Annotated in this window: 12 protein-coding genes; 6 read left to right on the plus strand and 6 right to left on the minus strand. The window is 67.3% G+C overall.

Annotation, left to right across the window (positions count from 1 at the left end; all coding sequences use genetic code 11):
- Positions 1 to 65: 65 nt before the first annotated feature.
- Positions 66 to 797, minus strand: coding sequence for a DnaJ C-terminal domain-containing protein (locus Q0581_RS09240; protein WP_298699626.1), 732 nt, complete (start codon positions 795 to 797; stop codon positions 66 to 68).
- 72 nt (positions 798 to 869) lie between these two features.
- Between Q0581_RS09240 and pdxH the strand changes: the two genes are divergently transcribed.
- The gene (gene pdxH, locus Q0581_RS09245) at positions 870 to 1,544 is read left to right on the plus strand and encodes a pyridoxamine 5'-phosphate oxidase (protein ID WP_298699628.1); all 675 of its coding nucleotides are present in this window, start codon (positions 870 to 872) and stop codon (positions 1,542 to 1,544) included.
- Between the two features lie 7 nt (positions 1,545 to 1,551).
- Here the strand turns inward: pdxH and Q0581_RS09250 are convergent, their stop codons facing one another.
- From Q0581_RS09250 to udk, 4 genes are all read right to left on the minus strand, one after another.
- Complete coding sequence (locus tag Q0581_RS09250; RefSeq protein WP_298699629.1) at positions 1,552 to 2,538, minus strand: DUF6607 family protein; 987 nt, start codon at positions 2,536 to 2,538, stop codon at positions 1,552 to 1,554.
- 45 nt (positions 2,539 to 2,583) lie between these two features.
- A complete protein-coding gene (locus tag Q0581_RS09255) occupies positions 2,584 to 4,803 on the minus strand; it encodes a TonB-dependent hemoglobin/transferrin/lactoferrin family receptor (RefSeq protein WP_298699630.1) in 2,220 nt (739 codons plus the stop codon).
- Between the two features lie 210 nt (positions 4,804 to 5,013).
- Positions 5,014 to 5,631, minus strand: a complete 618-nt coding sequence (locus Q0581_RS09260) for a TetR/AcrR family transcriptional regulator (protein WP_298699631.1) — start codon at positions 5,629 to 5,631, stop codon at positions 5,014 to 5,016.
- A gap of 99 nt (positions 5,632 to 5,730) precedes the next feature.
- Entirely contained in the window at positions 5,731 to 6,378 is a 648-nt protein-coding gene (gene udk, locus Q0581_RS09265; protein ID WP_298699633.1) for a uridine kinase, read from the minus strand.
- A gap of 138 nt (positions 6,379 to 6,516) precedes the next feature.
- On the opposite strand from udk, the gene Q0581_RS09270 reads away from it, so the two are divergent.
- Positions 6,517 to 8,148, plus strand: a complete 1,632-nt coding sequence (locus Q0581_RS09270) for a long-chain-fatty-acid--CoA ligase (protein ID WP_298699634.1) — start codon at positions 6,517 to 6,519, stop codon at positions 8,146 to 8,148.
- A 19-nt stretch (positions 8,149 to 8,167) separates the two neighbouring features.
- A complete protein-coding gene (locus tag Q0581_RS09275) occupies positions 8,168 to 8,878 on the plus strand; it encodes a DUF1499 domain-containing protein (protein ID WP_298699636.1) in 711 nt (236 codons plus the stop codon).
- Here Q0581_RS09275 and Q0581_RS09280 read toward each other — a convergent pair.
- The gene (locus Q0581_RS09280) at positions 8,863 to 9,765 is read right to left on the minus strand and encodes an MBL fold metallo-hydrolase (RefSeq protein ID WP_298699637.1); all 903 of its coding nucleotides are present in this window, start codon (positions 9,763 to 9,765) and stop codon (positions 8,863 to 8,865) included. The genes Q0581_RS09275 and Q0581_RS09280 overlap by 16 nt on opposite strands.
- A gap of 83 nt (positions 9,766 to 9,848) precedes the next feature.
- Here Q0581_RS09280 and Q0581_RS09285 point away from each other — a divergent pair, with 83 nt between their 5' ends.
- The 3 genes from Q0581_RS09285 to Q0581_RS09295 all read left to right on the plus strand — a co-directional run bounded on the left by Q0581_RS09285 (position 9,849) and on the right by Q0581_RS09295 (position 14,211).
- The gene (locus Q0581_RS09285) at positions 9,849 to 9,995 is read left to right on the plus strand and encodes a hypothetical protein (protein WP_298699639.1); all 147 of its coding nucleotides are present in this window, start codon (positions 9,849 to 9,851) and stop codon (positions 9,993 to 9,995) included.
- 472 nt (positions 9,996 to 10,467) lie between these two features.
- Positions 10,468 to 13,437, plus strand: a complete 2,970-nt coding sequence (locus Q0581_RS09290) for a TonB-dependent receptor (RefSeq protein ID WP_298699640.1) — start codon at positions 10,468 to 10,470, stop codon at positions 13,435 to 13,437.
- A 183-nt stretch (positions 13,438 to 13,620) separates the two neighbouring features.
- The gene (locus Q0581_RS09295) at positions 13,621 to 14,211 is read left to right on the plus strand and encodes a hypothetical protein (RefSeq protein WP_298699642.1); all 591 of its coding nucleotides are present in this window, start codon (positions 13,621 to 13,623) and stop codon (positions 14,209 to 14,211) included.
- The last annotated feature ends 3 nt before the right edge of the window (positions 14,212 to 14,214 follow it).

Below are 14,214 nucleotides of genomic sequence, written 5' to 3' on the forward strand. Positions count from 1 at the left end.
TTTCGCCCCAGGTGGTGACGCGGAACAGATGGCCGAAGGTGTTGTGCGACATGTCGACCCCAGCGTTAGGCCGCGACACGCCCCGGCGTCCAGACCCGGCTGAAGCGGGCCAGCAGATCCTCGGCCGCCGAGGGGACGTCTTCGGCGGGGGTCAGGGTGACGAACAGCCGTCCCTGCGGCCGCGATCCGCGCGCGGGCAGGCCCAGGCCGCGCAGGGCCAGGCGATAGGGATTGGCCACGCCGCCGACCACCCAGGCGCTGCGCGGCCCGGCCCAGGTCTCGATCTCGATCCTGCCGCCGTCGTCGAACAGCCGGGCCGGGCAGGGCCAGTCCATGAACAGGTCGTCGCCCAGGGCCGACAGCCCGTCCTGGGGCCGGATGCGGACGGGCAGATACAGATCCCCGCCATCAAGTCCCGCCGCCTTTAGCCGCAGATGCTCGCCAGTGCGCAGGCCGAGCGGAACCCGCACCTTCAGCCGCCGCGCGCCCAGCATGACCTCAATCGCGCCGCCGGCCACCGCCTGCATCGGCGTCAGGCCCAGAATCGGCGGCGGCGCGGTGCGCCGGTCGGGCGCCGCCAGGGCGGGGCGGGGCGGATTCTGTTGCTGGATCAGGCGCCAGGCGGCGATCACGCGGCGGAACCGGTCGGCGTCGCCACCGTCGCAATCGGGCCGGGCCGATTTGACCGCCGCGCGGAAGGCGGCCGTCAGCGCCGCCCCCTGGACCGGGCCGTTCAGGCCGATCAGGGCATAGGCTTCCTTCAGGGAGGCGATCTCGGATCGTCCGGCGGCGCGCATGGGGGCACTAAGGCGCGGCTTATGGTCAAGGCGGGGTTAACCGCATCGCCGACGCGGCGTATGTAGGCCGCCATGACCGCCCCCGTGATCCCGCCCAGCCCGTCGCGCGAGGAATACGCCCGCGACTATGCCGCCGCCCTGGCCGCCAACGCCGATGACGCCGCCTTCGAGCGCGACGATCCGTTCGGCCTGTTCGTCGACTGGCTGGAGGACGCCAAGCGGCACGAGCCGAACGACGCCAACGCCATGGCCCTGGCCACCGTGGACGCCGACGGTCTGCCGGACTGCCGCATGGTGCTGCTGAAGGATGTCGATGGGCGCGGCTTCACCTTCTATTCCAACCAGGAAAGCGCCAAGGGCCAGCAGTTGGCGGCCATGCCGGGGGCGGCCCTGCTGTTCCACTGGAAGACGCTGCGCCGTCAGGTGCGGGTGCGGGGCCGGGTCGAGCCGGTGACGGCGGCCGAGGCCGACGCCTATTTCGCCAGTCGCGCCCGCGAAAGCCGCATCGGCGCCTGGGTGTCGCATCAGTCGCGGCCTCTAGGCGACCGGGCCGAGCTGGAGGCCGCCGTGGCGCGCGAGACGGCGCGGTATGAGGGGCAGGACGTGCCGCGTCCCGACCGCTGGAGCGGCTGGCGCGTGATCCCCGAAGCGATCGAATTCTGGCGCGACCGGCCGTTCCGCCTGCACGACCGCATCCGGTTCCAGCGGGACGGGCAGGGGTGGCGCCGCACCCGCCTGTGGCCCTGAGGGCCGATCAGGCCGCCGGTTCGGCCGTGGCCTGTTCGATCAGGGCGCGCGCCTGGGCGATGGCGTCGGCGGTGGTCATTTCGCCGTCGGCGACCTTCTGGCCCCAGTCCATCAGCGGGCCGCCGGTGACGGCGCCCTGGTTGGCCGCTTCCTGCAGATGCACGCCGTTTGCGCGGGCGATGGCCTGGTCCCAGGCCTGACGCACGGCGGCCCAGTATTCCTGACTCTTGGCCCAGTAGTCGTCGCCCGGCGCGGGGTTGTAGCCGTCCCAGCGGTTGTAGGTGTTGACCACGTCCTCCTGGACGATGGCGGTCGGTTCGGCGCCCGCCGAGGCCGGACCCATCTTCATATTGTCCTGGATGTGCACCCAGCCGCCGGGGGTCAGGGCATGGCGGTTGACGCCCAGATAGCGGTCGTAGATCGGGCTGCGCACCGCGTCGCGGCGGGCCAGGGGCCGCCAGGTCGGGCCGCTGGTCCACTGGGCCAGGCCGTGGTCGTAGGTCCAGCGGCCGACGCCGCCATAGCGGGGCGAATCGTCGGTCTGCCACACCGTCTGGGACCAGGCGCCGCGCCGCTGGTCATCCGGCACCGCCGTCAGCGTCCAGCGGTTCGGCCCGGCATAGGTCAGCACCGTTTCCGGCTGATAGACCCAGTCCTGACGCCAGTGCTTGATGACCATGGTCTGGCCGTTGTGCTCCATCACCAGGATGTGCTGCAGGCTGATGCGGTCGCCCTGGTCATAGACCACGCGCACGATCTCGTTGCCGCCCGACAGGTCTTCGTCCAGCGGGGTGTAACCCTCGCGGAAGCTGACCCGCTCGTGCATGGCGAACCGCACCCGATACTGGCCCGCCTGGGCCAGGATGGCCTGGCGGTCGCGTTCGAACGCTGACGCCGGCGCCTGGGCGGCGGCGGCCGCAGGCGGCGGCGTCTGCGCCAGGGCCGGTGTGGCAAGGGCCAGCAGCGCAGCGGCGATGATCAGGGCGCGGGTCATGGCGTCAGTCCTGTTGCAAGTCAGTCGCGTTATCGGCTTGTGCGGTTACAGGCGCAAGCTCAACGACACGCCGATGTTGCGCCCCGGTTGGGTGTAGGCGTCGCGCACGGTCGAGGACGTCGCCACGCCGCGGATGTCGCTCCACCAGCTGTAGGTTTCGTCTAAGACGTTGAACACGCCGACGCGGGCCCTGACCTGATCGGTGATGTTCCAATAGGCGGTGACGTCCACCAGGGCGAAGTCGTCGCCGACCGCGCATCCCGCCGACGGATTGGGATTGAAGCAACTCAGGCCCGTGGTGTCGAAGGCGTCCTTGGCCGCCGACCAGGTCAGAATGGCCTGACCGCCGAACCGGCCCGCGGGCTGATCATAGCCCAGGCCGAACACCAGTTTGACCGGATCGATGGTCGGCAGGGCGGTCTGCACCCCGGCGCTGATGCTGTCGCCCTGGGCCCAGGCGCCGGCGAAGCGGGCGCTGAAGCCATTGTCCCACCATAGCTCGGCCTTGGCCTCCAGACCGGCGACCTTCACTTCGGTGAAGTTGACGTACTGATAGACAGCCGGGTCCATCGGGGTGAAGGAGCCGGACACCACCTGCTGGCTGATGAAGTCCTCATAGTCCGCCTGGAAGGCCACGATCTGGGCCGACAGGGCGCCGTCGAACAGGGGCAGTTCGCGCGTGCGCACGCCGATCTCATAGCTGCGGCTGGTTTCCGGGCGCAGGTCGGGATTCGAGGCCGAGATATAGCCGAAGGCCAGGTTGGCGAAGCCGTTGTTCACCTGGCTGGGCGTCGGCGCCTTGAAGCCGACGGCGTAGTTGGCGAACAGGGCCACCGACGGATTGGCCCACAGCACCACGCCCAGCTTGGGCGAGAGATGATCGTCCGACTGGTCCGCACGCGGGCCGGTGTACAGCGGGTCGCTGGCGGTCGACAGTTCATAGCGATCCCAGCGCAGGGCGGGGATGATCTGCAGCGCGCCGTCCTTCAGGCTGATCTGATCCTGCACGAACGCGCCGGCCAGGGTGTAGTCGGTCTTGGGGAAGGGGCTGGACGGGAAGACTTCGCCCGCCGGCGGCACCGTGCCGTCGCGGATGCCCTGCTGGGTCGTTTCCGACCAGTCGCCGCCGAAGGTCAGGCGATGCTGGGCCCCGCCCAGGGTCAGGGTCTTCACCGCATCGGCCGAAACGCCGAACACCTCGTTGTTGAAGTGGTTGGCGCGGGTGCGGTCGGCCAGGGTGGTGCGGTCCTCGGCGCTGAATTGCAGGGTCGTGGCTTCCTGGCGATAGACGGCGACCTGACCGCGCTCCAGTCCCAGGGCGTCTTCGAACCGCCAGTCCAGGCCGATCCGCTCGCGTCGGGTGGTGTCTTCGGCCAGCAGTTGCGCCACCGAGGCGCTGCGGCCGCTCAGGATATCGGCCGTCATTTCGGATTCGTACAGGTCATAGACCGCGCGCAGGCGGTGGCCCGGCGCGATTTCCCACACCAGCTTGCCCAGCCAGGCGTCGGAGGTGATGTCCTGGGGGTTGGCCTCGGTGCGGGCGCTGCCGACGCCGCCGACCTTGCCTTGAGTTTCCGTCTCGCTGGCGTCGCGGTGGGTCCAGGCGACCAGGGCCGACAGGGGGCCGCTGCGTCCGGCCCAGGCCCCGGCGTAGGTCAGGCCTTCGTCCGCCGAATTATAGCCGACGCGGGCGCGCAGGCCCTGGGTGTTCCCGGCGCGGATCAGGTCGTCCGGGTCGCGGGTGGTGAAGCTGACGGCGCCCGCAACGCCATCCGAGCCGTACAGCGCCGAGGCCGGGCCGCGCAGGATCTCGACCGACCGCATCAAATCCAGATCGGCATAGCCGCCGCGCCCGACGTTCTGGGCGCCGAAGGTGAAGCTGTCGGGCGTGCGCACGCCATCGACGACGATCAGAACACGGTCGCCGCCCAGGCCCCGGATGGTGAAGCCCGAATTGCCGTCGCGGCCCGCCGTGCCCAGCGCCGCGCCGAAACGGGCCGGGCTGGTCGGAACGCTGACGCCCGGCTCGAACCGGATCAGATCCTTGATGTCGGTGGCCAGCATGGCCTCGATCTGCTGGGCGGTGAAGACGGTGACGGTGGCCGGAGCTTCGTCCACGCGGGTTTCGGTGCGGGTGGCCAGCACCGTGACCGGGGGCAGTTGAGCGGCCTGCGGCTCGTCGCCGGTCGGTTCGTTGGCCAGGGCGGCGACCGGCAGGGCCAGAAGGGCGCCGGCGGCGACGGACAGAAGCAGGGAGGTGCGCATGGGAAGGGCCTTCGCTGAAGAACAGGCGCGGCCTTTACTGCGAACGACTCGCAGACGCAATATCAAGTCAGGTTACAAATCACGTCCGATCGGCGGTGGCGATGGGGCTGTGATCACCGTCCAGCACCCAGAGTCCGGGCGCCATCGCCTCGGGCGGAATCCAAGGAAAGCGGGGATCGTTCAGCCTGGCGGTCTTGAGCCGCCGCCGCCTCAGACCCCGTAACGGGCTAGGAAGGTCTGGACCGCGTCATCGGCGATGTCGTCCAGGCTGCGGCGCAGGGCGACATCGCCCACGAACAGCGGCACGCAGAAGGCCGGATGTTCGATCATGCCCATCAACTGCCCGGCCGCCCACGACGGTTGGTCGATCTTCAGTTCGCCGCGGTCGCACAGGGTTTTCAGGGCCGCGATCAGAACCCCGCCGAAGTCGGCGCGCCCGCGTTCGAAAAAGCCCTGGGCCACGCTCTGAAACCGCTGGCTCTCGGCCATCACCAGTCGGAACACGGCGCGCACGAACGGGTCGCCCATGAACTGGGCATAGGCGCGGGCGAAGGCCGTCAACTGTTGGTGCGCATCGGCGCCGGTGATCCGCACCTGGTCCATCTGGCGCGCGAAGTCCCGTGACGCATCGTCGATCACGGCGCTGAACAACTCGGCCTTGCCGGGGAAATAGCCATAGAGGGTGGCGGTCGAGACCCCGGCTTCCCTGGCGATCGGCTCCATCCGGGCGCCGGCATAGCCTTCGGTCATGAAGCGTCGCTTGGCCAGGCGCAGTATGGTGTCGCGACGGGAGTCTTCGGCGGGGGTGGGGTCTTCGCCCTTGAGCATTAGTCGCCAATCAGCAGCGGGTTGCCCATGAGCGTCGCGCGAACGTGCGCGGCCTGCAAGAAAAAAACCATCATTACTTGAATGGCGCTGAAAACAGCTTCAGCTTGACAGTAGGGCGGCCAGTAATGGGTGCGCCAGAACCGGCGCGGCCAGGCGCACGACCGCCTGCGGGTCTTCCAGTCGGACGGCGGCCGTGGCGTCGGCGATGATGAAGTCGGCGTGGACGCGCGACGGTTCGGTCAGCCGCTCATGGCCCGGCCGCACGGTGGCCAGATACTGCTGGATGACCGAGTCCGCCGAGCGTCCGCGCTCGCTCTGATCGCGCAGCAGCCGGCGGATGAAACGGATGTCGGCCGGAGTGTCCACGAAGACGCGGATGTCGAACAGCGCCGCCACCGTCGGCGTGCACAGGATGTGGGTGCCCTCCACGATCACCACCTGGGTCGCGGCCACCGGTTCGCCGCCCGGTTCGCGCCCGTGGTGGATGAAGGAATAGATCGGCGCGGTGACGCCGCGTCCGGCCTTCAGTTCGGCCAGATGCGCCGCCAGCAGGTCGTGGTCGCGCGCCTGCACATCGTCGAAATCGAACCGCGCCGCGTCGAAGCCGGGCAGGGCGGCCGCGTCGATATAATAGGAATCCTCGCGCAGCAGCGCGGCCGATCCGGCCGGCAGCACCGCATACAGGGTTTCCGCCAGGGTGCTCTTGCCCGAACCCGAGCCGCCGGTGATGCCGATCAATATGGCCATGGAGCGCTCATAGGGCCTGAAACGCCTTAAGGCCAATCCGCCGCAGCCGGTTCGATTGCTTATCGGCGTTCACACAGTATAGCGTGGCCACAAGCGCCCGATTGATGAGGCGCAATAACGAGGGACCAGGAAAAGCCGATGCTGGGATTGATGCAGGACTGGCCGCTGACGGTCGACAAGATCATCGACCACGCCAACAACTGGCACGGCCACCGCGAGGTCGTGACCCGGTCGGTCGAAGGCCCCATCGTCCGCACCACCTATGGCGACATCCACCGCCGCGCCAAGCGGGTGTCGAACGTGCTGAAGGCCTGGGACGTCAAGGTCGGCGATCGCATCGCCACCCTGGCCTGGAACACCGGCCGCCACATCGAGGCCTGGTACGGCATCATGGGCATCGGGGCGGTGTGCCACACCCTGAACCCGCGCCTGTTCCCGGAACAGCTGATCTACATCATCAATCACGCCGAAGACCGCATCATCTTCGTCGACCTGACCTTCATCCCGCTGCTGGAAGCCATCCTGCCGCACTGCCCGACGGTCGAGCGGGTGGTGGTCATGACCGACCAGTGGACCATGCCGGCGACCAAGCTGCCGCGCGCCGAATGCTATGAAGCCCTGCTGGAGGATGCGTCCGAGGACGTCGTCTGGGGCGGCTTCGACGAACAGACCGCCTGCGGCCTGTGCTACACCTCGGGCACGACCGGCAACCCCAAGGGGGTGCTGTATTCGCACCGGTCGAACTTCATCCATACGCTGCTGGGCATGCAGTCCACCGTCCTGGGCCCGTCGCCGAAGGAGGTGATCCTGCCGGTGGTGCCGATGTTCCACGCCAACGCCTGGGGCATCGCCTTCGCCGCGCCGGCGGCCGGGTCCAAGCTGGTCATGCCGGGCGCCAAGATGGACGGCGCCGCCATCTATGAACTGCTGGAGACCGAAGGCGTCACCTTCTCGGCCGCCGTGCCGACGGTGTGGCAGGGCCTGCTGGCGCACCTGCGCGAGAACAAGCTGGGCCTGTCCACGGTCAAGCGGGTGCTGATCGGCGGCTCGGCCGTGCCCGAAAGCCTGATCCGCGCCTTCCACGACGAGTTCGGCGTCGAAGTGCTGCAAGGCTGGGGCATGACCGAGACCTCGCCCATCGGCACCCTGTCCAACCTGACGCCGGAACTGGCCGCCCTGCCGTATGACGAGCAGATGAAGTGGCGCATCAAACAGGGCCAGCCGCCGCTGGGCGTCGAGCTGAAGCTGAAGAACTACGCCGGCCAGGACATGCCTCATGACGGGCACACCTATGGGCGGCTGATGGTCAAGGGGCCGACCATCGCCGGCGCCTATTTCAAGGGCGAAGGCGGCGAGATCCTGGACAACGAAGGCTTCTTCGACACCGGCGACGTCTCGACGGTCGATGAGCACGGCTTCATGCAGATCACCGACCGCGCCAAGGATGTGATCAAGTCGGGCGGCGAATGGATCAGCTCGATCGAGATCGAGAACATCGCCGTGGGCCACCCCAAGGTCGAACTGGCCGCCGTCATCGGCGCCGCCCACCCCAAATGGGACGAACGGCCGGTGCTGGTGCTGAAGCTGAAGCCGGGCGAAACCCTGGACAAGCAGGAGCATCTGGACTTCCTGCAAGGGAAGATCGCCAAATGGTGGATGCCCGACGACGTGGTGGCCGTGGATGACATCCCCCTGGGCGCCACCGGCAAGATCGACAAGAAGACCCTGCGGGAGCAGATGAAGGACTATCGCCTGCCCACGGCGGGATAGACGGACGTAAGGAGCGGCCATGGCGCGCAGCGGATCGAACCGGACGGCCTGGCGGCTGACGGCCCTGGCCCTGTTGGCGCCGCTGGTGGTCATGGTCGCGGCCATGGGCACGCATCTGGGCCTGTGGGACTGGCGCATCGGCTGGGGCCTGCTGACCTGGAAGGTCGGGCTGGGCCTGGCGGTCGTCGGGGCGGTCGCCGCCCTGGCCGCCGTCGCCCAGGCGGTGCGTCGCGGCGGATCGGCACGGCTGGCGGCCGCGACGGCTGTGCTGGCGGCCGGGCTGACGGCGGGCCTGTTCGGCTGGGCCTGGATGCAGGCGCAGACGCCTTTTCATATTCAGGGCGGCTTTGGCGATGTGACCAGCAATCCCGAGGATCCGCCCGTCTATGGCGGGGTGCTGAGCCGACACCGCGCGGCCGCCGATGCGCCGGCCCTGACGCCCGCGGGCCAGTTCTCGGGCTGTGAGCTGGCGTTTTCGCCCCGCCAGGCGGCGCCGGAATCGGCGGCCTGGGCGCTGGATCAGGCGGGCTTCGACGTGCTGGGGTCCGGTGTCGGCCGGGCGGACGGCACGCGCACGGGCTTCTGGTTCGGCTTTTCCCACGACGCCGTGGTGCGCATCCGGCCGGGCCGCACCGATGTGCGCGTCACCGCCCGCCAGGACCGGCCCGACGGCGGCGAGGCCTGTCGCCTGGCCCAGGCCATACTGACCGAGCTTCAGGCCATACGGTAGGCGGCGCCCAGCGTCGGCGCCGGTTCCGCCACGACCCGTCCCTCGCGCACCAGCTTGATCAGATGCGCCTGCACCGACAGCGAGGCCGCCGGCCACAGTCGGGAATCGACCGCCGCATACAGAACCGGGACCATCTGGGCGATGGTGCGGTCTCCCGCCGCCAGACGCTCGATCACCTGGGTCTCGCGCCCCAGGCGGTGCGCGCGATAGGCGGCCAGAAAGGGCGCCGGATCGGTGATCGGCGGCCCGTGCGTGGGCCAGATGGTCTGGATGTCCAGGGCCATCACCTTGTCCAGGCTGGCGAAATAGTCGGCCATGTCGCCGTCGGGCGGGGCCACGACCGTGGTCGACCAGCCCATGACGTGATCGCCGCTGAACAGCGCCTTTTCCTCTTCCAGCACGAAGGCCAGATGGTTCGAGGCATGACCCGGCGTCGCCACGGTGCGCAGGGTCCATCCGTCGCCAGACACGCGCTCGCCGTCCGACAGGATGCGGTCCGGGCGGAAGTCGACGTCGTCGTCTTCGTCCAGGGCGCCCGAGGCATGGGTGTCCTGCGCGGGCGGTCGGGCCCCCAGGATCAGGGCGCCCGTGGCCTGGGCCAGGTCGCGTGACAGGGGCGCATGGTCGCGGTGGGTGTGGGTGACCAGGATATGGCTGACCCGGCGCCCGCGAACGGCGTCCAGCAGGGCCTGCAGGTGCGCCGGATCGGCCGGTCCGGGATCGATCACCGCCACGGCCGCCCCAGGCTGGTCGCGTCCCACGATATAGGTTCCCGTGCCGGTGAAGGTGAACGGGCCGGGATTGTCCGCCACCACGCGCTGAATCAGGGCCGACGCCTGATCGCGGCGGCCATAGGCGAAGTCGAACTGGCGAACGAAGGGGATCACGCGGCGACCTTGTATCCGGCGGCGGGCCAATGTGGCGCCGACCTTGCCTTTAACGGACCGTAAACCGTTCAGGAGCCGGCGTCGTGGTCCGCGTCATCGCATTCAGTGTCTCAAATCGGCTCCAGCCCGTCGTGGCGGCGCTGTTGTGTCTCATGGCGGTGCAACTGGCCGTCGCCTCGTGCACGCCCGAGCCGGCGCCCTACGCCTCGCGCGTGATGATCACGCGCTGAAATCAGCCGTTCGCGGCCGTTTTTGCGCTGCGACACACAAAGCCATGCTGCGCTGCACAGGCGAGGCGGCGTTTATGAGCCGGCGCCAAGCTCGCAAACTTACCAATTCGCAATTACGCCAGGGTAATAAATTTTACCTTGAACTTTGTTTCTGCAATATGCTGCCAATTGTTTTGTAACTGTCGTGAAACCTACGCGGTTATTGTCAATTTTGAGCAAATTGTGGCAACTGTGGCGCGTTTGCGACAATTTGCCACCAAATACATTACAGCTCCGTAATTTCCCTGTGCCTGGATACGGGTCGGGACGTAGGCTTCCTGAGTCCGTACCAAGTCGTACGGAAAAATTGGTCGCCGCCTCGGAAAACTCCTGAACGCAGGGGCGTCGAGCGGTTTCAGGAGGATCAAGGTTGAAAGCTCAAACCATTCGGCAACGCCTGCTTCAGTCGACGATGATCGGCGGAGCAGCGCTCATGGCGCTGGTCGCCGCGCCGGCCGTCACCATGCTGACGCCGAGCGTCGCGTTCGCGCAGGACTTCACCACCGGCACCCTGTCGGGCACGGTGACCAATACGGCGGGACAGCCGATCTCTGGCGCGACCGTGACGGTCACCCAGAACGGCCGCGCTCAAAGCCGCACCCTGACCACCGACGCCATGGGTCGTTTCCGCGCCTCGCAAATTCCGGTCGGCGGCTACACCGTCTCGATCGCGAGCGCCGGCTATGAAACCTACACCGACTCCAACGTTCGCGTGACCCTGGGCGGCGCCGCCGACTTCCAGTTCACCATCGGCGCGGTCGGCGGTTCGGCCAGCAGCGTCGACGACGTTGTCGTGGTCGGCACCCGTTCGGCCTCGATCGACTTCGACCGCACCACCACCGGCATCACCGTGGACGTGCAGGAAACCTTCGACCGCATTCCGACCCAGCGTAACCTGGCGGCGATCCAGCTGCTGGCTCCATCGACCAGCCAGGGCGACGGCGCGTTCGGCAACCAGATCTCGATCGCCGGTTCGTCGGTCGCCGAGAACGTCTATTACGTCAACGGCTTCAACATCACGAACTTCCGCACCTTCGTGGGCGGCAACACCGTGCCGTTCGAGTTCTACCAGCAGATCGACGTCAAGACCGGCGGCTATCAGGCCGAATTCGGCCGCTCGACCGGTGGCGCCGTTATCGCCGTCACCCGTTCGGGTTCGGACGAATTCCACGGCGGCCTGAACTACTACATCGAACCGTCCAGCCTGGAAGACAGCGCTCCGGACACCTGGGTCGGCCCGGGTTCCCAACTGAACCTGGACTCGCAGAACTCGACCGATCGCTCGGAAGCCAACGTCTGGCTGTCGGGTCCGATCCTGCGTGACCACATCTACTTCTTCGGCTTCTACAACTGGCGCGACTTCGAGACGGGTTCGGTCGACACCTCGGGGACGATTCAGACCGCCACCCAGGATGACCCGTTCTACGGCGGCAAGCTGGACTTCTATCTGAACCCGGATCATCGCCTGGAACTGACTTACTTCTCGGATGATCAGACCCAGGTCATCAACCAGCGGTTCGCTTCGGGCGATGCGGCCAACACCTTCAACTTCGCGGGTGGTGAGACCAAGATCGCCAAATATACGGGTCGTTTCACCGACTGGTTCACCCTGTCGGCCCTGTATGGCGAAGGCAGCTTCAACCAGACTGTTTCGGGCGACCTGGACTCTGAAGTCTCGGTTGTGGACCTGGGCCTGAACACGATCCGCGGCAACCCCGCGCTGCTGATCGCCACCGGTGATGACAGCCGCAAGATGTACCGTGTCGATGCCGACATTTACATCAACGACTTCTTCGGCGACCACCATTTCCGTATCGGTTATGACCGCGAAGACCTGCATTCGGCTTCGTTCCAGTCGTATTCGGGCGGCAACTACATCCGCTACTATCAAGCGGGCGCCGGCGGCGCGCTAAGCGGTCTGATCCCGGCCAACGAACTGTATGTCCGTGATCGCGTCTATCTGTCGGGCGGCGAATACAAGACCGAACAGACGGCCTTCTACATCCAGGACGCTTGGGATGTGACGGATCGCCTGTCGCTGCAACTCGGTCTGCGGGCTGAGAAGTTCGCCAACTCGAACGCCGCCGGTGAAATCTTCGTGGAGACGGATTACGATCTGTCGCCGCGTCTGGGCTTCACCTACGATCTGTTCGGCGATCGTTCGACCAGCGTGAAGGGTTTCTACGGCCGGTACTACATCCCGATCGCGGCCAACACCAACATCCGGATGGCCGGCAACGAGCTGTTCACCGAAGACTACTACCGCATCACCAATATCGCGGGCTCCAATCCTGCGACTGCGGCGGGCCTGACGGCCTGCTTGAACGCTTCGCCGCGGAACAACTGTCTGCCGACCTTCAACGGCGGACCGGTGCTGTCGAACGTCTTCTCCCCCGGCGTCGTGCCGGACGCGGCTTCGCTGGTGTCTCAGAACCTGGAAGCTCAGTATCAGGATGAATTCATCCTGGGCATCGAGCACGAAGTCTCGGGTATGGGCATGTTCGATGGCTGGACCATCGGCGCCAACTATGTGTTCCGTGATCTGAAGAAGGTCATGGAGGACTTCGACACCAGCTGGATCATCGACAACTACTGCGCCTATGCTGGCATTTCGCCGGCCAACTGCGGCGCGATCAACGGCTCGGGCTATGTTCTGGTCAACCCGGGTTCGGATCTGATCATCACGCCGGACGCCTCGACCTTCCCCTTCCTGGCGGGTCAGACGATCACCATTCCCGCCGCTATCCTGGACATCCCGGAAGCCACCCGTACCTACAAGGCGCTGGAGCTGACGGCGGAGCGTCCGTGGGATGGTCGCTGGAGCCTGCGCATGTCGGCGGTCTTCGCCGAATCCAAGGGCAACATCGAGGGCGGCGTGAAGTCCGACAACGGCCAGGCCGACACCGGCCTGACTCAGGACTTCGACGAGCCGGGCTGGACTGATGGTTCGTACGGCTATCTGCCGAACCACCGCGGCCAGACCTACAAGGTCTTCGGTTCGTATGCGCTGACGGAAGACATCACCCTGGGCGCGAACGCCATCCTGCAGTCGCCGCGCAAGTACGGCTGCATCGGCTCCTATCCGCTGGGTGATGGCCGTGCGTCGCCGACCACGATGACGGCCTGGTACTGCAACGGCGTCATGACGCCGCGCGGCAGCCAGTTCGAAGGCGAATGGTACAAGAACGTCGACTTGTCGGCGTCCTGGAACCTGCCGCTGACCGGCATCCCCGGTCGTGTCCAACTGCGGGCCGATATCTTCAACATCTTCGACTTCGAAGGCGCTCGCGACTTCGTGGAAGTGGGTGATCAGGCTCCGGGCACCCCGAACGCGGACTACGGCCGCATCTCTTCCTATCAGACGCCGCGCTTCGTGCGTCTGGGCCTGTCCTACCAGTTCTAAGGACGGGGTCTTCGGACCTGAGACGGTTGGGGCGGCGGATCGAAGGGTCCGCCGCCCTTTCCTTGTTTAGGCGGGCTTTAGTTCAGGCGGGGCCATTCGTCGCCTTGGAAAAACCATCGCATCGGGGCAAGCGGGACGGCATGATCCGGGGCCGATGATCGCCCGCCACGAGACGCCACGCCCATGCTGACCGCCCTGTTCACCGCCCTGACCCTGACCGCCGTCCAGACCCCGGCTCAGGACGCCGACGCGCCCATCGCCACCGCTGCCAATGTGCGCGAGGCCGAAGCCTCGGTGCGGCTGCGCGAGGCGATCGCCTATTCCAACCCGCTGCCGCGCGGCGCGCCGGAACAGGACTATCCGTTCGTCGCCTGGTGCGACGCCCTGGTCAGCGGCCATGTGCGGCTGGGCGAAAGCCTGGTCGATGTCTCGGCCGAGGATCGCGAGCTGGTGCGTCTGGGCAAGCTGGAGGCCCAGGATTTCCGCGAGGCCCTGCGCGTGGCCGAGCCGCGCCAGTCCGCCGCCGCCAAGACCGCCGCCCGCAGCGCCGCTGAGGCCGCCACGGCCATGTGGACGCCCCTGTTGGCCCAGGAGGACGCCGAGGTCCGCAGCCAGGCGTTCGGCCTGTTCTTCGGCCTGCCGGGACGGTGCGAACACGCCGCGCGCCGCATCCGCGAGAACATCACCGCGCCGCCGGCCACGCCCGCGGACGTTGGTCTGCGCGAAAGCACGGCCGAGGCGGCGGCGGGCGCATCCGTCACGGTCGGCGGATAGGGC

It is taken from the genome of uncultured Brevundimonas sp. (assembly GCF_937863155.1).
In the GTDB taxonomy this organism is placed as follows: domain Bacteria; phylum Pseudomonadota; class Alphaproteobacteria; order Caulobacterales; family Caulobacteraceae; genus Brevundimonas.